This window comes from Patulibacter brassicae, from assembly GCF_033949425.1.
Classification (GTDB): domain Bacteria; phylum Actinomycetota; class Thermoleophilia; order Solirubrobacterales; family Solirubrobacteraceae; genus Patulibacter; species Patulibacter brassicae.
Genome location: NZ_JAXAVX010000005.1, coordinates 265344 through 281823, shown reverse-complemented (window position 1 = coordinate 281823; position 16480 = coordinate 265344). Strand labels below are relative to the sequence as shown.

15 protein-coding genes are annotated in these 16480 nt (G+C 76.4%); 10 read left to right on the top strand and 5 right to left on the bottom strand.

Translation table 11 applies throughout. The annotated features are described in order from the left end of the window. From SK069_RS12470 to SK069_RS12450, 5 genes are all read left to right on the top strand, one after another. Positions 1 to 239 (top strand): hypothetical protein (locus SK069_RS12470; RefSeq protein ID WP_319954565.1); only part of this gene is annotated, 239 nt, incomplete at its 5' end. 136 nt (positions 240 to 375) lie between these two features. After that, the gene (locus SK069_RS12465) at positions 376 to 1716 is read left to right on the top strand and encodes a patatin-like phospholipase family protein (protein WP_319954564.1); all 1341 of its coding nucleotides are present in this window, start codon (positions 376 to 378) and stop codon (positions 1714 to 1716) included. Between the two features lie 105 nt (positions 1717 to 1821). Beyond that, complete coding sequence (locus SK069_RS12460) at positions 1822 to 2877, top strand: SAM-dependent methyltransferase (RefSeq protein WP_319954563.1); 1056 nt, start codon at positions 1822 to 1824, stop codon at positions 2875 to 2877. Between the two features lie 74 nt (positions 2878 to 2951). Beyond that, positions 2952 to 4415: a cardiolipin synthase gene (gene cls / locus SK069_RS12455; RefSeq protein WP_319954562.1), complete on the top strand. Its 1464-nt coding sequence runs from the start codon at positions 2952 to 2954 to the stop codon at positions 4413 to 4415. Positions 4416 to 4495: 80 nt separating this feature from the next. Then, positions 4496 to 5080: a helix-turn-helix transcriptional regulator gene (locus SK069_RS12450; protein WP_319954561.1), complete on the top strand. Its 585-nt coding sequence runs from the start codon at positions 4496 to 4498 to the stop codon at positions 5078 to 5080. Positions 5081 to 5089: 9 nt separating this feature from the next. Here the strand turns inward: SK069_RS12450 and SK069_RS12445 are convergent, their stop codons facing one another. Then, on the bottom strand, positions 5090 to 7804 hold the full coding sequence (locus SK069_RS12445) for a phosphoenolpyruvate carboxylase (RefSeq protein WP_319954560.1): 2715 nt from the start codon (positions 7802 to 7804) through the stop codon (positions 5090 to 5092). A gap of 93 nt (positions 7805 to 7897) precedes the next feature. Then, the gene (locus SK069_RS12440; RefSeq protein WP_319954559.1) at positions 7898 to 8479 is read right to left on the bottom strand and encodes a hypothetical protein; all 582 of its coding nucleotides are present in this window, start codon (positions 8477 to 8479) and stop codon (positions 7898 to 7900) included. A gap of 205 nt (positions 8480 to 8684) precedes the next feature. Here SK069_RS12440 and SK069_RS12435 point away from each other — a divergent pair, with 205 nt between their 5' ends. Next, positions 8685 to 9170 (top strand): hypothetical protein, encoded by a 486-nt coding sequence (locus SK069_RS12435; RefSeq protein WP_319954558.1) that lies wholly within the window; start codon positions 8685 to 8687, stop codon positions 9168 to 9170. Positions 9171 to 9287: 117 nt separating this feature from the next. Beyond that, complete coding sequence (locus SK069_RS12430) at positions 9288 to 10454, top strand: glycoside hydrolase family 3 N-terminal domain-containing protein (RefSeq protein ID WP_319954557.1); 1167 nt, start codon at positions 9288 to 9290, stop codon at positions 10452 to 10454. A gap of 121 nt (positions 10455 to 10575) precedes the next feature. Here the strand turns inward: SK069_RS12430 and SK069_RS12425 are convergent, their stop codons facing one another. Both SK069_RS12425 and SK069_RS12420 read right to left on the bottom strand, forming a co-directional pair. After that, a complete protein-coding gene (locus tag SK069_RS12425) occupies positions 10576 to 11454 on the bottom strand; it encodes a DUF5718 family protein (RefSeq protein WP_319954556.1) in 879 nt (292 codons plus the stop codon). A gap of 51 nt (positions 11455 to 11505) precedes the next feature. After that, the gene (locus SK069_RS12420) at positions 11506 to 12075 is read right to left on the bottom strand and encodes a TetR/AcrR family transcriptional regulator (RefSeq protein ID WP_319954555.1); all 570 of its coding nucleotides are present in this window, start codon (positions 12073 to 12075) and stop codon (positions 11506 to 11508) included. A 126-nt stretch (positions 12076 to 12201) separates the two neighbouring features. On the opposite strand from SK069_RS12420, the gene SK069_RS12415 reads away from it, so the two are divergent. After that, positions 12202 to 13398, top strand: a complete 1197-nt coding sequence (locus SK069_RS12415; RefSeq protein ID WP_319954554.1) for an FAD-dependent oxidoreductase — start codon at positions 12202 to 12204, stop codon at positions 13396 to 13398. A gap of 76 nt (positions 13399 to 13474) precedes the next feature. On the opposite strand, the gene SK069_RS12410 is transcribed toward SK069_RS12415, so the two are convergent. Continuing rightward, positions 13475 to 13705 carry a dodecin gene (locus SK069_RS12410; protein ID WP_319954553.1) on the bottom strand — a complete coding sequence of 77 codons (231 nt, stop codon included), beginning with the start codon at positions 13703 to 13705 and terminating at the stop codon, positions 13475 to 13477. Positions 13706 to 13946: 241 nt separating this feature from the next. On the opposite strand from SK069_RS12410, the gene SK069_RS12405 reads away from it, so the two are divergent. Together SK069_RS12405 and cydB are read left to right on the top strand one after the other, a co-directional pair. Continuing rightward, the gene (locus SK069_RS12405; protein ID WP_319954552.1) at positions 13947 to 15401 is read left to right on the top strand and encodes a cytochrome ubiquinol oxidase subunit I; all 1455 of its coding nucleotides are present in this window, start codon (positions 13947 to 13949) and stop codon (positions 15399 to 15401) included. A gap of 19 nt (positions 15402 to 15420) precedes the next feature. Next, complete coding sequence (gene cydB, locus SK069_RS12400) at positions 15421 to 16479, top strand: cytochrome d ubiquinol oxidase subunit II (protein ID WP_319954551.1); 1059 nt, start codon at positions 15421 to 15423, stop codon at positions 16477 to 16479. Position 16480 lies beyond the last annotated feature (1 nt).

Genomic DNA, 16480 nt, shown 5'->3' with positions numbered 1-16480 from the left:
CGCCGGCCGCGGCCCCGCCCGCCCCCGCCCAGCCGCCGGCCGGACCGCCGCCGCTGACCGGCGCGACGCCGCCCCCGCCGCCCGTGGCCCCGGTGCCCCGGCGGCGGATCGACGAGTCGACGGGCGGCGAGGCGACGCAGGGCGACGTGCTCTCCGACACGCCGGAGTTCCTGCAGGAGACGCCGGACCACGATCGCCTGTGGTTCGAGCAGAAGCCGCCGCGCGACTTCGACTTCTGAGCCCCGCTCGACCGCGCGCCGACGGATCCGGGCCGCGCCGGGGTCCGTCGCGTGGGGGACCCGCCGCCGCGGACGAGCGGCCCACGTCGCGGCGCCTGGCGGCGGGCCCGGCCGCCGAACGCGCGATACTGGCGTGATGCCGCTGCCGGCCGAGAGCACCGCCGCGGGCGACCGCCCCGGCCGCGTCGCCCTCGTCCTCCCCGGCGGCGGCGCGCGCGGCGCCTACGAGGTCGGGGCCCTGGCCGTCCTGCTCCCCGAGCTGGAGCGGCGCGGCGAGCGGCCGACGATCTTCTGCGGCACCTCGGTGGGGGCGATCAACGCCGCCTACCTCGGGTCGGTCGCGCACCTCCCCGCCGAGGAGCAGGTCGCCCAGGGCCTCGCGCACTGGCGGCGGATCGGCAAGGGCGACGTCATCCGCCCGATCATCGGCCCGGGCCTGCCGCGCACGATCGCGCGCTTCGCCGGCGACGTCCTGCACGTGCCCGGCGTCCGGCTCGCGGGCCTCATGGATCCGCACCCGCTGCGGCGCACCCTGAACCGGATCGTCGACTGGGACGCCCTGGAGCGCAACGGCGAGGACGGCGCGTACGACGCCGTCTGCGTCGTGGCGACGTCGCTGGGACGCAGCGGGCCGATGGCGTTCGTGCAGGGCGGCGCGGAGATGCCGGTCTCGCGGCCCTCGGACAACCTGCGCTACGTCCGGACCCGGCTGACGAGCCAGCACGTTCGCGCGTCGGCCGCGATCCCCCTGCTCTTCGCGCCGGTGCGCGTCGACGAGCCCGCCGAGGCGGCCGACTTCTACGTCGACGGCGCGACGCGCCTCAACACGCCGCTCTCGCCGGCGCTGAACCTCGGCGCCGACCGCGTGATCGTCGTCGGCTTCGAGCCGCTCGGCCACCGCGCCGGCCACGAGGCGGCGCGGGCCCCGCGGGTCCCGCGGATCTCGGACGTCGTGAGCAACATCGTCGACGGCCTGCTCGTCGACCAGATCAACGACGACCTCCACAGCCTCGTGACGCTCAACGAGATGCTCGCCGCGCCGCGCAGCCGCGCCGCGCGCGTCGCCGGGCAGATGCGCAGCGCGCGCGGCCGGCCGGCGTACCGGCGGATCGAGTACGCGCTCGTGTCCCCGCAGCGGCGTGGCGAGCTCGGCGAGCTCGCCGCCGAGGTCCTCGACCGCCGGTACTCCGGCTGGCGCGCCCTGCTGCGCCCCGACTTCCCGGTCCTCTCGCGCCTGCTGGGCGGCGACCAGACCCGTGCTCGCGGCGAGCTGCTGTCGTTCCTGCTGTTCGACGACCTGTACTTCGACCTCCTCATGGAGGCGGGCAAGCGCGACGCCGAGGCGTGGCTCGCGCGCCATCCCGACCTCTGGTGCTCGGAGGCGGGGCACGACTTCGACTTCGACACCGGCCGCGCGCCCCGCCCCCGCGAGGACGGCGCGACGGCCGCCGAGCGGGCCACCGCCGCGGCCGCCTGAGGCGCTCGGGTCCTCGCCCGGGCACCGGGCGCCGCCCCGGCCCCGAGCGCGGGAGCGGAGGGGCGGCATCCGACCGCGCGCGTCCGGCGTAGCCCTGGACGACCCATGAGCTCGACCGCCCGCCGCTACGCCGCCCTCGACCTCGCCCTCGAGCGGGGCCTCCTGCCCGACGCGCTGCTGCGCGCCGGGTCGCGCTGGGGCGCCGGACGCCGCCTGCGGCGAGAGGAGCGCGGCGGCGTCGCGGTCCAGGACGACCGGCGGCAGGCGCTGATCGAGCGGATGTCGAGCGGGCCGATCGCCGAGCGGCCCGAGAGCGCCAACGAGCAGCACTACGAGCTGCCCGCCGAGTTCCTCGGGCTCATCCTCGGCCCGCGGCGCAAGTACAGCGGCTGCCTCTGGAGCGACGGGGTCACCGACCTGGCCGGCGCCGAGGACGCCATGCTCGACCTGACGGTCCGCCGCGCGGGCCTGCGCGACGGGATGGAGCTCCTGGACCTCGGCTGCGGCTGGGGCTCGCTGAGCCTCTACGTCGCCGAGCGGTTCCCCGCGTGCCGGATCCTCGCCGTGTCGAACTCGCACGGGCAGCGCGAGCACCTCGAGCGCGAGCGGGACGCCCGCGGGATCGATCCCGCGCGCCTGCGCGTCGTCACGCAGGACATCAACGACTTCGACACCGACCGGCGCTTCGACCGGGTCATCTCGATCGAGATGCTCGAGCACCTGCGCAACTGGCACGAGCTGCTGCGGCGGGTCGCCGGCTGGCTGCGGCCGGACGGCCGGTGCTTCGTGCACGTCTTCAGCCACCGGCGGATCGCCTACCGGTTCGTCGGCACGTGGGCCGCCGAGCGGTTCTTCACCGAGGGCACGATGCCCTCCCACGACCTGCTGGAGCGCTTCGCCGACGACCTCGTCGTGGAGCGGCGCTGGGCGGTCGACGGCACGCACTACGCCCGCACGCTCGAGGCGTGGCTCGCGCGGCTGGACGCCCACCGCGACGAGGCGCTGGCGCTGCTGGAGGCCCACGGCGGGCGCCGGGCCGCGCGGCGGCTGCTGGGCGGCTGGCGGCTCTTCCTCCTCTCGACGGAGCAGATCTGGGGAAGGAGCGGCGGTCAGGAGTGGCTCGTCTCGCACTACCTCCTGCGCCCGCGCTCGACGGACTGACCGGATCCCGCCGCCCGGCCGACCCGGGGCCCGCGGCACGGGCCCGCGCCGGCCGCGGGTAGCGTGGGGGCCGCTTGGGGCCGCTCGACCTCCTCCTCCACAGCACCGTCGCGCTCGACGTCCTCGGCCTCGTCGTGCGCGCGGTCGCGCTCGCGGTCGTGCCCGTGAACCGCCGCCCGTCCTCGGCGATGGCGTGGCTCATCCTCATCTTCGCGCTGCCCTACGTCGGGATCGTCGCGTTCCTGCTCATCGGCAGCCCGAAGCTCCCGGCCGACCGCCGGCGCCGCCAGCGCGAGGTCAACCGGCTGATCGCCGAGCGCACCGCCGCGCTCCCGGTCGTTCCCGCCACGGATCCCGGACCGGACTGGCTGGCACCCGTGGTCGCCCTGAACCGCGAGCTCGGGGCGCTGCCGCTCGTCACCGGGAACCGGGCGGAGCTCATCGAGGAGTACGACGCCTCCCTCCAGGCGATGACCGACGCCGTCGACGCCGCGGAGCGCTTCGTCCACGTCGAGTTCTACATCCTCGCCTCGGACGCGACCACGGCGCCGTTCTTCGCCGCGATGGAGCGGGCCGTGCAGCGCGGTGTCCCCGTCCGGGTGCTCTACGACCACGTCGGCTCGCTGCGGGTGCCGCGCTACCGGCGGACGGTCCGGCACCTGCGGCGGATCGGCGTCCAGTGGCGCCCCGCGCTCCCGGTCCAGCCGTGGCGGATGCGCTACCAGCGCCCCGACCTGCGCAACCACCGCAAGCTCCTCGTCGTCGACGGCGAGGTGGCGTTCGTCGGCTCGCAGAACCTCATCGATCGCAGCTACCTCAAGCGCGCCAACGTCCGGCGGGGACTGCAGTGGCAGGAGCTCATGGTGCGGCTCGAGGGCCCGATCGTCGGCAGCGTGAACGCCGTGTTCACGACGGACTGGCACAGCGAGCGCGGCGAGGCGTGGGAGGGCGAGATCCTGCCGGGCGACCCGGCCGACGCCCCGACGACGCTCGAGTGCCAGGTCGTGCCGTCCGGACCCGGCTTCGACAACGAGAACAACCTCCGGTTGTTCAACACCCTGATCTACAACGCGCGGCGCCGCGTGAGCATCACGAGCCCGTACTTCGTCCCCGACGAGTCGCTGCTGCACGCGGTGACGACCGCCGCCCAGCGCGGCCTCGACGTCGAGCTGTTCGTGTCGGAGATCGGGGACCAGCCGCTCGTGTTCCACGCACAGCGCTCGTACTACGAGGCGCTGCTGCGCGCCGGGGTCCGGATCTGGCGCTACCCGGCGCCGTCGATCCTCCACGCGAAGCACCTCACGATCGACGACGAGGTCTCGGTGATCGGCTCGTCGAACATGGACATGCGCTCGTTCGACCTGAACATGGAGCTCTCGCTGCTCGTGTCGGGGCGCGACTTCGCGCAGCGCCTCGGGACCGTCCAGGACCACTACCGGGCGCTCAGCCGGGAGCTGACGCTCGAGGAGCACCGGCGACTGCGGCTGCCCTCGCGGGTGCTCGACAACCTCGCGCGGCTGACCTCCGCGCTGCAGTGATCCGGGCGTCCCGGCGCGTCCCGGAGCGCGCGTGGCGCGACCCGGTTCAGGAACGGGGTCTCGCGGGTACTGCACCTCCCGTGTCCGGCCTCGGCGCTGCAGACGTCCCCGAGAACCGCTCAGGTCGCGTGCGCGACGCGTCCTCCGACCCCGGCGCGCCGCGCGGCGACGCCCGGACCGCCGATGGGGCCACCGCGCCGCGCCTGCGGCTGCTCGGCGGGGCCGCGCCCGGCTCGCCGGTCGCTCGGGTGAACGCCGTCGTGGCCGGGGCGCTCGGCGCGCTCGAGCGGGATCCGGCGGCGCCCGCGGAGGACGAGGAGGTCGCGGCCGCGATGCTGCTCGTCGCCTCGTCCCTCGCGCGCGAGGCCGCCCGGCTCGCCGGCACCGTCGCCGCGGCCGAGCCGGCCGCGCCCACCAAGCCCGGCCCGATGCGGCACGTCGCGCCGGGGTCGCCGCTCTCCCGCGCCGAGCACCGCGTCCTGCGCGCGCTGGACTCCGATCGCACGCTGGCGCAGATCGGCGAGGAGCTGTACCTCACGCGCAACACCGTGAAGTCCCACGTGCGCCGGATCTACCGGCGGCTCGGGGCGACGACGCGCGCCGAGGCGCTCGCCGTCGCGCGCGCCGCCGGCCTGCTCGAGCCGCCCCGGCGGCCGCGGCCCTGAGCGCCGGGCTCAGCCCGTGTTCCGCATCCCGGCGGCGATCCCGGCGATCGTCGACAGCAGCGGGTCGTGGGCGGCCTCCTCGCCGGCCCGCGATCGCTGCAGCAGCGCGACCTGGATGTGGGACAGCGGGTCGATCCAGGGGTTGCGGTGCTCCAGCCGCGCCTGGAGGGCAGGCGAGGAGGACAGCAGCGCGGTCCCGCCGGTGATCTCCAGGACGGCGTCGTGCACGCGTGCGTGCTCGTCGACGATGACGTCCCACAGCGGCCGCACGTCGTCCTCGACGAGCTCGAGGTAGCGCTCGGCGACGCCGAGGTCGGTCTTGAAGAGCGACATCTCGAGCATCGAGACGAGCGTCGCGAAGAACGGCCAGTCCTCGCGCATCCGGCGCTGCAGGTCGCGCTCGCCGGACGCCAGCGCCGTCCCGCAGCCGAACCAGGCGGGGAGGAGGATCCGGTTCTGCATCCAGGAGAACACCCACGGGATCGCCCGCAGCTGCTCGACGGACTGCGTGCCGCCCGCGCCGCGCGACGCCGGCCGGGAGCCGATGTTCAGCGCCGCCAGCTCGGCCAGCGGCGAGGCCTGGTGGAGCAGGCGCTCGAACCGATCGTCCTCGTAGACGAGCGCGCGGTAGGCGCGGCGCGCGTCGCCGGCGAGCCGCGCCATCTCCTCGCGGTACGCCGCCGGGGGCTCCTCGCTCGGGGTCATCGACGCGAGCAGGACCGCCGAGAGCGTCTGCTCGAGCGATCGCTGGGCGAGCTCGGGATGCGCGTAGCGCTGGGAGATGACCTCGCCCTGCTCGGTGATCCGGATCCGGCCGCGGATCGAGCCCGGCGGCTGGGAGAGGATCGCCCGGTGCGCCGGGGCGCCGCCGCGCGAGGTCGACCCGCCGCGGCCGTGGAAGAACCGCACGGCGACGCCGTGCTCGTCGGCCTGCGCGACGAGGCGCTCCTGCGCGGCGTAGAGCCCCCACTGCGACGCGAAGAAGCCACCGTCCTTCGCCGAGTCGGAGTACCCGAGCATGAGCTCCTGCTGCCCGTCGCAGCGGGCGATCTGCCGCCCGTAGACCGCGATCCCGTAGAGCCGCTCCATCGTCCCGGGCGCGGCGTCGAGGTCCTCGACCGTCTCGAACAGCGGGACGATCGGCACGGCCGGCAGCCCCTCGGCCCCGCCGACGCCGGTCCGGCGCAGCAGGAAGAGGGCGCAGAGCACGTCGGAGGGCCGGCGCGCCATCGCGATGATGAGCGAGCCGATCGCGTCGGGCCCGTGGTCGCGCAGCGCCGTCGCGACCGCCGCGGCCGCCGCGATCGTGCGGGCGGACTCCTCGTCGGGCTCGGCGAGCGTCGGATCGGCCGGCGCCGCGCCGGCGTCCGGGCCGTCGGGCGGGCCCGCGTCGGTCGGCGCGCGACGCTCCAGCGCGTCGATCGCGTCGGCCAGCAGCACCTGGCGCTCGTCCTCGTCGGCGACCGCGTAGCCCGGCAGCAGCGTGGCGACCGCGCGCTGGAGCGGGCCGGCGGACTGGCGCACGTCGAGCGAGGCGAGGAGGAAGCCGAAGGTCCGCGCCTGGGTGACGAGCGCGGCGAGCTGCCCGTCGGCCACGCGCTGCGAGCTGGCGCTGCGGTGCAGGAGCTCGAGGTCCTCGACGAGCTCCGCCGGCCGCGCGTAGCCGCCGTCGGACCGGTCCTGGGCGCGTCGCAGCCGCTCGGCGACGAACGCGAGCTTGCGCCGGAACGGCTCGTGCGGGCTCGTGCCCGTCGGGACGACGCCGGGGAGGGCGGCGGCGTCGCGCGCGAGCGAGGCGCGCAGCTCCGGGGTGACGAAGAGGTTCCGGTTCGCCTGCGAGAACCGCCGGCCGAGCCCGTCGACGCGCTCGCCGAGGGTCCGCAGCGCCGCGGCGCGATGGCGGTCCAGCGTCTCGGCGATCGTCTCCGGCCCGACGTTCGGATTGCCGTCCATGTCGCCGCCGGCCCAGCTGCCGAAGCGGACGACCGGGCGCACCGGCGGCCACGCCGTGCCGAGGCGCCGGGCGAGCTCGTCGGCGAGGGCCGGGACGGCGTCGAAGAGCACCGTCTCGAGCGCGCGCAGCGTCCGGCGGACCTCGTCCTCCGGCCGCGGCCGGATCGCGCGGACGTCGTCGGTCTGCCACCAGATCGTCAGCGTCTCGCGCAGCTCGTCCTCGAGCGCCCGCGCCCGCGCCGGGCCCACGCGGGGGTCGGCGAGCCGCTCCGTGAGGTCCCAGACGCGCTGCTGGTGCTCGAAGATCGAGCGGCGCGTCGCGTCCGTCGGGTGGGCGGTCATCACGAGCCCGACGTCGAGGCCGGCGACGACGGCGTCGCGCTGGGCGCGGGGCAGCGCGGCGGCCGCGGCGGCCACCGCGGCGAGCGACTCGCGCTGGGGACCGCGGGCGTCGGAGTCGTAGGCCCGGCGCCGGCGCAGCCGCTCGAGCTCCTCGGCGATGTTCGAGAGCTGGAGCTGCATCGAGCAGGCGCGCACGAACGGCCCGAGCTGCGCCGACGGCAGGCGGTGCAGGAAGCCGACGAGGTCCTCGCTGTCGGCGTCGCCCCAGCGCAGGCCGGCGGCCCGGTCGCGCAGCCAGAAGACGCGGTCGCGGAACGCGCGTCCCTCCTGCTCGACCAGGACGTCGCCGAGCAGCCGCTCCAGGCGCTCGGTGTCCTGGCGCAGCGGCGCGTCGTCGGGCAGCGGGGGACCGGGGGCCGCGTCGGGCATCGCCTGCGATCGTGCCATGCCGCGGCGCGGGACCCGCATCGACGGTCGTCCAGGACGGGCCGCCGCGCGGGCGACGCGGCGGCGGGCCCCGGCTCAGCGCGTGGCGGTCGCGAGCCAGCGCTCCAGCGCGTGGCGGCCGACGACGGTCACCTGCCCGTCCGCGTCGAGCCAGTCGCGCACGCGCAGCTCGCGGACGAGCCCGAGCGCGTCGGTCGGCGCCGGGCCGTCGCCGCGGGCGGCGAGCGTCGCGGTGCCGGGCTCGACCGTCCAGCGGCCGGAGGCCAGCGCGCTGAGGGCGAGGCCCTGCTCGTCGCTCGGCACGTCGAGCGGATGGGGGCGGGCGGCGTCCAGCGGGTCCTCGCCGGTGGGCGGCGTCGCCGGACGGCGGTCCGCGGCCGGTCGCGACGTCTCGGCGTCGCGGGCTCCCGGCCGGGCGACGCGCCCGAGCAGGTCGTCCAGCGCCCCGAGCGGGTCGTGCTCGCCGAGCTGCTCGGCCTGGGCGTGGAGCCACGTGCGCGCGCCGTCGGTCCAGGCGCGCGCCTCGTCGGGGTCGACGCCCGCGCGGCGCGCCAGGCCGTCGAGGTCGGCGTCCGCCAGGCGGTCGACCGTCTGCTCCAGCTCGCGCGCGATCGCGCGCAGCGCCTCGTCGAATCCGCGTCGCCGCTCGTCGCTCATGGACCCAGCGTGGCACGCCCCGGTGAGCGGCGGGTAAGGACGGGCGCCGCGGCGATGGTCCCGGGGTCCGGCCGGACACCGCCGGCCCCCGCGTCCGGTCGTCGGTCCGCCCGGACGACGCGCGCCGGCGCCGCCGAGCACGACGTCGGTCCACCGGGGTGCGGCACGGCGCGGGCCGGTCGAGGACCGAGCCGATGGGACGGGCGTGCGCCTGCGCCTGCCCCGGGTGGTCCTCGCCCTCGCCGTCGTCGGGGGCGGCCTGCTCGCCGCCGGCGGGCCCTCGGCCGTCGCCCGCGACGCGACGGACGGCTGGTACGCCCTGCAGGATCGCGTCGAGGGCCCGGTGCCCGCGACGGTCGCGCTGCCTCCGGGCGCCCCGGCGGCGAGCGGCCGGCTGCGGCCCGCGGCCGACACCGTGATGCGCGGCGCGGCGCGCCGGATCGACGAGACCTGCGGGACGATCGGCGCGGTCCCCGAGGGCCCGGCGCGGATCGCGGCGCTGCGCCAGCTCGACCTCCCGATGGCCGAGCTCGCGACGCTCTACCGCCGCGCCCCGGGCGCCGGCGCGTCGACCGGTCCGCTGCGGCTCGTCCTGCTGCACGCGGCCGACGCGATCGCCCTCGGCTGTCGCGACGGGGACCGGGCCGAGATGCTGCGCCGGGCCGTGGTGCGCGGCGACCGCCGCACCTGATCGACCGCGTCGCGCCCGGCGCTGGACGAGGGTCGCGCCGGGCGCGCGGAGGGCGGTTGCCCGCGCCCCACGAGGACCGGATCGGCGGCGGCGGCGCGCGGGTAGGCTCGGACGGCCGTGCGCCGTCCCCCGCGTCCCGCCCGCCCGCCGGCCCTGCGCGTCCTCGCGCTGGCCGCCGCCCTCGTCGTCGCCGGCTGCGGCGGCGGCGGTGACGACGACCCGGCGTCCGTCCGCGGGGGCGACGTCTTCCTGGCCACCGCGCAGGGACTCGACGACGAGCAGCTCGCCGGCCAGTCGGTGATCGTCGGGTTCCGCCAGCACGGCGCGACGATCCCGCCGGCCCTGCGCGACGCGATCGCCGCCGGGCGCGTCGGCGGGGTGATCCTCTTCGGCGAGAACGGCCGCACCGTCGCGCCGGTCCGCGCCCTCGCGCGCCGCCTGCAGGCCATCGAGCGGCCCGGGCGCCTGCAGGCCGTGCGGCTGCTCGTCATGAGCGACCAGGAGGGGGGCCTCGTGCGCCGGATCGAGGACGCGCCGCCGGCGCGCTCGGCGGCGGAGCAGGCCCGGGCCGGCGCCGCGACCGTCCGCGCCGCGGGACGCGGGTCCGCCCGCGCCCTCTGCCGGGCCGGCGTGAACGTCAACCTCGCGCCCGTCGCCGACCGCGCCGGCGGCTTCATCGCCGGGCAGGACCGCGCCTACGCGGCGGACGCCGCCCGCGCCGGGGCGCTGGCGGCGGCCTTCGCGCGCGGCGCGCGGGACGGCGGGATCGCCGCGACGGCCAAGCACTTCCCGGGGCTCGGGAGCGCCACGACGAACACCGACGAGGCGCGGTCGGTCGTCGACCGCCCGCTCGCGGCCCTGCGCGCCGAGGACGAGGCCGCGTTCGCGCCCGCGATCCGGGACGGGGTGCCGCTCGTGATGCTCGCCAACGCGATCTACCCGGCGCTGGACCGGACGCCGGCGGTCCTCTCGCGGCGGGTGGTGGAGGGCGAGCTGCGTGGCCGGCTCGGCTTCCGCGGCGTGACGATCAGCGACGACCTGCAGGCCGGCGCGTTCCGGGCGACGACCGATCGCGGGTCGCTCGCGGTCGCCGCGGCCGCGGCGGGGGTCGACCTGCTGCTCTACGGCCAGGACGCCGACGAGGGATCCACGGCCGTCGACGCGCTCGCGGACGCCCTCGCCGCCGGCCGGCTGGATCGCGCGCGGCAGCAACGGGCGGTGGCCCGGATCCTGCGCCTGCGGACCGCGCTGACCCGCGGGGCGTGCGGGGCCGCCGCCGGCTGACCGGAAGCCGCCGAGCGTCGGCGGCGTCCCGGCGGGCGCTCCAGGCCAACGCGGCGCCGCGACGACCGCCGCTCGCGCGGACGTGCGCGGGCGCCGCGGCCGGCCGGCGGTCCGCGGTCGATCAGTCCGCGGCGACGACGGGCTGGACGAGGACGGACGCGCCCTCGAGCGCCGCCTCGTCGCCGGCGGCGACGGCCTGCTCGACGGCCTCGGGCGTCCACCGCTCGCCGTCGTAGACGACGACGATCGCCGTGTCCCCGTCGCGCAGGAACGTCGACTCGCCGAGCGCCGTGTACCGCGTCGCGCCGATGCCGACGAGGATCCGCGACGGCGAGCCGGCGGCGGCGAGGTAGCTGCCGACCGGCTCCAGCGGCGTCTCGTCGCTGCCGTGCTGGTGCTGGAGGCGGTCGACGAGCCACGCCAGCAGCTGCTCGCCGTAGTACGAGTAGCCGACCACCGGGCTGTCCACCCCGTAGGCGGCGCTCGCGCCGTCGCGACGCAGGAACGACGCGAGCCGCAAGGTCCGGGTCGGGCCCTCGGGGTCGAGGTCCTCGACGGGCAGCAGGCGCGGGGCGATGCCCTTGCTCGCCGGGCCCCAGTTCTTCTTCTCGCTGATCTTGCGGGCACCGGGTCGGCGGATCGAGCAGTCGTTGAACGCGCCGACCGCCTCCGGGCGCAGCGCCGCGGGGGCCCCGTCGGCGCCGTAGGTCACGCGCGCCAGCAGGCCGACCTCGGGCTCGATCTGCAGGTTCAGGCCCTCACCGGCGGGCAGGCTCACCCGATCGGTCGCCAGGGGGAAGGTCCCGAGGAACGACGGCACCGCGTCCGCATCGGCGGCCCCGGGCACGTAGAAGGGGAAGATCCCCTTCGGGGCGCTCGCGGCGGCCTCGACGCCCACGAAGTCGCCCGCCTCGCCGGCCTGCTCGAGGTGGCCGGCGAAGTTGCCGGCGACCCCGAGGCCGAGGACGTCGCGGAGGTCGTCGAGGCGCAGGTCGATCACGGGGCGGAGCCTACGTGGGCGCGCCCGGCGCCGGTCCGCCCGGGACGGGCGTCACCGGCGCACGCCGCCGAGCACGAGGGCGGCGAGCTCCTCGTAGGCCTCGCTGTCGCGCAGCCCGGTGGTCGCGAGGACCGCGCCGGTCTGGATCCGGGTCATCGTCGAGGCGACGACGTCGGCGACGAACTCGGCGTGCACGGCGCGGAACTCGCCGCCCTCCACGCCCTCGGCGATGAGCCGCCGCACGCGCTCGGCGGCCGCCGCGGTGTTCTGCTCGTAGACCTGGGTGGCGACCGGGTGCTCGGCGAGGTCGGCCATGAACGTCGCCGAGGCGGGGCGCAGGGCGTCGGCGACGGCGCTGAGGTAGGCGACGATCCGCGCGGCCGCGTCCTGCTCGGCGGCGGTGCGCTCCTCGACGAACGCCGTGGCACGGCGGAAGAAGTGACGCACGGCGTTGCCGGTCAGCTGCTCCTTGCTCACGCCGAGCGCGTAGAGCGTCGTCTTCGAGCAGCGCAGGCGCGCGGCGAGGTCGCCGAGCGTGAACTGCCGGAACCCCTCGGCGAGGAACAGCTCGACGAGCTGGTCGAGGAGCTCGTCCCGACGCTCGCTGCCGACGGTGGCCATCCCGCGGATCCTACGGTCCTGGCCGGCACGCGGGGGGCGTGGCCACCGGCGTTCCGTGGAAGCTACGGAGCCCGCAGGTGGCGCACCCCGATGGCGCACGAGACCCTCGGGCCTACCGTCGGACAGGTGCTCCCGACCGCCGTCCCCGACCGTCGCGCCCCCGGGGCGCGGACCGACGTCCTCGTCGCCGGGGGCGGCACCGCGGCGCTCGAGCTGCTGCTCGCGCTCGAGGCCCGCCTCGGCGGGGCCGCCCGCGTCACCCTCGTGACCCACGACGCCCGCTACCATCACCGGCCGCTGGCGGCCTACGGCGGCGCCGTGCCGGACGCCACGACGGTGCTGCGCCTCGACGAGCTGACCGCCGAGCACGGCGCGGGGTTCGTGAACGACGCGCTCGCGGCGGTCGAACAGGGGCCCGACGGCGCGCCCGTGGCCCGCACCGTGAGCGGCGGTCGCATCGCGTGCCGGGCGCTCGCGCTGGCCGTCGGCTCGCGGGCGGACCGCGTGCTGCCCGGAGCGATCCCGCTCGGCGCGCGCGACGGCGCGGGGCGCCTGCGGGCGCTCGCCGACGAGGTTCGCGCCGGGGCGGTCCGCCGGGTGGCGGTCGTCGTGCCGTCCGGCGTCTCGTGGACGCTGCCGGCGTACGAGTGCGCGCTGCTGCTGCAGCACGCCGGGGCCGCGCACGACGTCGAGGTCGGGGTCCTCACCGGGGAGCACCGGCCGATGGCCGTCTTCGGCGAGGCGATCAGCGCGACGCTCGCCACGCTCCTGCGTCGCCGGGGGATCGAGCTGCGGACCCGGACGCGAGCCGAGGCGTTCTCCGACGGGCGGCTCTGGGTCCCCCTCGAGCCGACGATCGCCGTCGACGCCGTCGTGGCCATGCCGCACCTGGCCGGTCCCGCGACCCCCGGGGTCCCCGCCGACGCGGAGGGCTTCGCGACCGTCGACGACCGCGGCCGCGTCGTCGCGCTCGACGAGGACGACGACCCGGTCGACGGCCTGTGGGCGATCGGCGACGGCGCCGACCACCCGGTGAAGCAGGGCGGGCTGGCGGTCGCGCAGGCCGAGACGGCCGCGGCGGACATCGCGTCCTGGCTCGGCGCCGGCGACGGGACCCCGCCCCCGGACGGCACCCGCGTGCTGCGCGCCGCCCTGCTGGACGGCGCCGGCACGCTCTACCTGCGCGCGGACCGCGAGGACGGGGGCTGGCGCTCGACGGTCTCGCGCGAGCCGCTGTGGTGGCCGCCGACGAAGATCGCCGGCGGCCGCCTCGCCGAGCTGCTCGCCGGGCCGACCGCCCCGCGGCCGGCGCCCGTCGCCTGACCGCGCTCCCGGCCAGAGGCCCACGGCGCGCCGCCGGCGCGGCGCCGGCGGGCGCCGGAGGACGCCCCCGGGACGGTCAGGCCGCGCCGGAGCCGGACTGCTCGCCGGCGCGATGCCCGATCTCCATCGTCACCTGGAAGTGCTCGACCGAGCCGTCGGTCACGTGGCCGCGGATCGACGTGACCTCGAACCACTCGACGTCGTCGACCGTCTCGGCGGTCGCGGCGACGCCCTTGCGGATCGCGTCGGCGACGCTCTCGGTCGAACTGCCGGTGACCTTGATCAGCCGGTACACGTTGTCGGACATCGGGGCTCCCTGGGGGTCGGTCGTCGGGGGACACGGGGCGCATACCCGGCGTCACCGCCGAGCAACCCGGCGTCCGCGGTCGGTCCTCCGCCGAGCGCCGGCGTCGCTCCGTAGTTCCCCGCACGCCGCGACCGGGATCACCTGCGACGGGCCGCGGGCGAGACCCGATGGCCGCGCGTCGATGTCGCCCTACCGTGGGCCACGACCCGTCCCCACGGCGGTCCCGACCCCTCCGCTCCCCATGCTCCTCGAGCTCGCACGCTGGCAGTTCGCCTTCACGACCGTCGTCCACTTCCTCTTCGTCCCGCTGACGATCGGCCTCTCGGGGCTCGTGGCCCTCATGCAGACGCGGTGGGTGCGGACCGGCGACCCGGAGGCGCTGCGGATGGTCCGGTTCTGGGGCAAGCTCCTGCTCGTCAACTTCGCGATCGGGATCGCGACCGGCATCGTCCAGGAGTTCCAGTTCGGGATGGCCTGGAGCGCGTACTCGCGCTACGTCGGCGACGTGTTCGGCGCGCCGCTGGCGATGGAGGGCCTCGCGGCCTTCTTCCTCGAGTCGACGTTCCTCGGCCTCTGGATCTTCGGCTGGGACCGCCTGCCCCGGAGGGTGCACCTCGCGTCGATCTGGCTCGTCTTCGTCGGGACGAACCTCTCGGCGTACTTCATCCTCGCCGCGAACGCGTGGATGCAGAACCCGGTCGGCTCCCGGATCGACCCGGAGACCGGCAACGCGGTGCTCACGTCGATCTGGGCGGTGCTCAGCAGCCCGACGGCCGTCATGGCCTACCTCCACACGATCCCGGCCGCGATCCTCACCGCCTCGGCGCTCATCGTCGGCATCTCCGTCTGGCACCTCGGGGCGCGCCGGGGCCACGAGACGGCGTTCTTCCGCCGCTCGGCGCAGTGGGGCCTGCGCGGGATGCTCGTCACCGCGCTGCTGACGATCGTCGTCGGTCACTTCTTCGGTCAGGTGATGACCGAGAAGCAGCCGATGAAGATGGCGGCCGCCGAGGCGCTCTACGACACGGAGAAGGGCGCCGGCCTGTCGCTGATGGCGATCGCGCCGTTCGAGAAGAAGCCCGACCGCGTCGCCTTCGACGTGAAGGTCCCGAAGCTCCTCTCGTTCATCGCCACCGACCACCCGAACGGCACCGTCCGCGGGATCGACGACCTGCAGCGCGAGAGCCAGGCGCGGTACGCCGCCTACGAGCGCCTGCACGGCCGCGACCCGGCGAAGGCCGAGTACTACCCGATCGTCGGCCTGACCTACTGGACCTTCCGGCTGATGATGGGGCTCGGCTTCTTCATGCTCGCCTTCGCGGTCGTCGGACTGCTGCTCGCGCGGCGCTCGGTCGACGGCCTCGCGGGATGGGCCGCGAGGCGCTGGTTCCGGCGCCTCGCGCTCGGCGTCCTGGCCTTCGGGTTCCTCGCCCACGCGATGGGCTGGATCTTCACCGAGGTCGGTCGTCAGCCGTGGGTCGTCACCGGCCTGCTGAAGACGCAGGACGCGGTGTCGAAGCTCGGCGTCCCGACGATGGTGATCTCGCTGTCGGTCTTCATCGTCCTCTACCTCGTCATCGCCGCGATCGAGTACCGCCTCTTCAAGCGGCTCGCGATCGCCGGCCCCGACCCGATCGAGCCGTCCGGCGACGACGACGCCCCCGGCGCCGCGCGCGTGCCGGCCCTCGCCTACTGACCTCGCGAAGGCGATCACGATGGATCTCCCCACCCTCTGGTTCCTCCTCATCGCCGTCCTCTGGACCGGCTACCTCGTCCTCGAGGGCTTCGACTTCGGCGTCGGCATGCTGCTGCCGGTCCTCGCCCGCCGCCGCGAGGAGCGCGACCAGATGGTCCGCGCCTTCGGCCCGGTCTGGGACGGCAACGAGGTCTGGCTGCTCGTCGCCGGCGGCGCGATGTTCGCCGCGTTCCCCAACTGGTACGCGTCGATGTTCAGCGCGATGTACCTGCCGCTGCTGCTCCTGCTCGTCTGCCTCATCGTCCGCGTGCTGGCGATCGAGTACCGGCGCAAGGTCGACGATCCGCGCTGGACCGATCGCTGGGACCGCGTCCTGACCATCTCGTCGCTCGGGGCACCGCTGATGGCCGCGGTCGGGCTGGCGAACGTCGTGCACGGGATCCCGTTGGACGCCGGCCACGACTTCACCGGCTCGCTGCTGGACCTGCTGAACCCGTACGCGCTGCTCGGCGGCGTCGCCGTGATCGCGCTCTTCCTGCTCCACGGCGCGACCTTCCTCGGCCTGCGGACGGACGGGGAGCTGCGGCCGCGCGCCCGGACGCTGGCGCTGGCGCTCTGGCCGGTGGCGACGGTCCTCGTCGCGGCGTTCGGGCTCTGGACGCTGCTCGGCGCCAGCGACGTCGCGCGGGGGATCTCGCTCGCCGGCACCGTCGGCGTCCTCCTGGCCGTGATCGGCCTCGCGGGCACCGGGCTCGCGCTGCGGGCCGAACGCGAGGGCATCGCGTTCGCCGGCACGGCGCTCACGATCGCCGCGGCGGTGATCGTCCTCTTCGCGCAGCTCTGGCCGAACGTCCTGCCGTCGACCGGCGACCCGGCGGGCACGCTGAGCGTCGCCGAGACGGCCTCCTCGCCCTACACGCTGAAGGTCATGACCTGGGTCGCGGTGCTCGTGACCCCGGTCGTCCTGCTCTACCAGGGCTGGACGTACTGGGTGTTCCGCCACCGCGTGTCCGCCGAGGGGTTCCCGCCCTCGGTCGGCGGCGACGCCCCGGCCGCCGGCCCGGCGACGGGGGACTGAC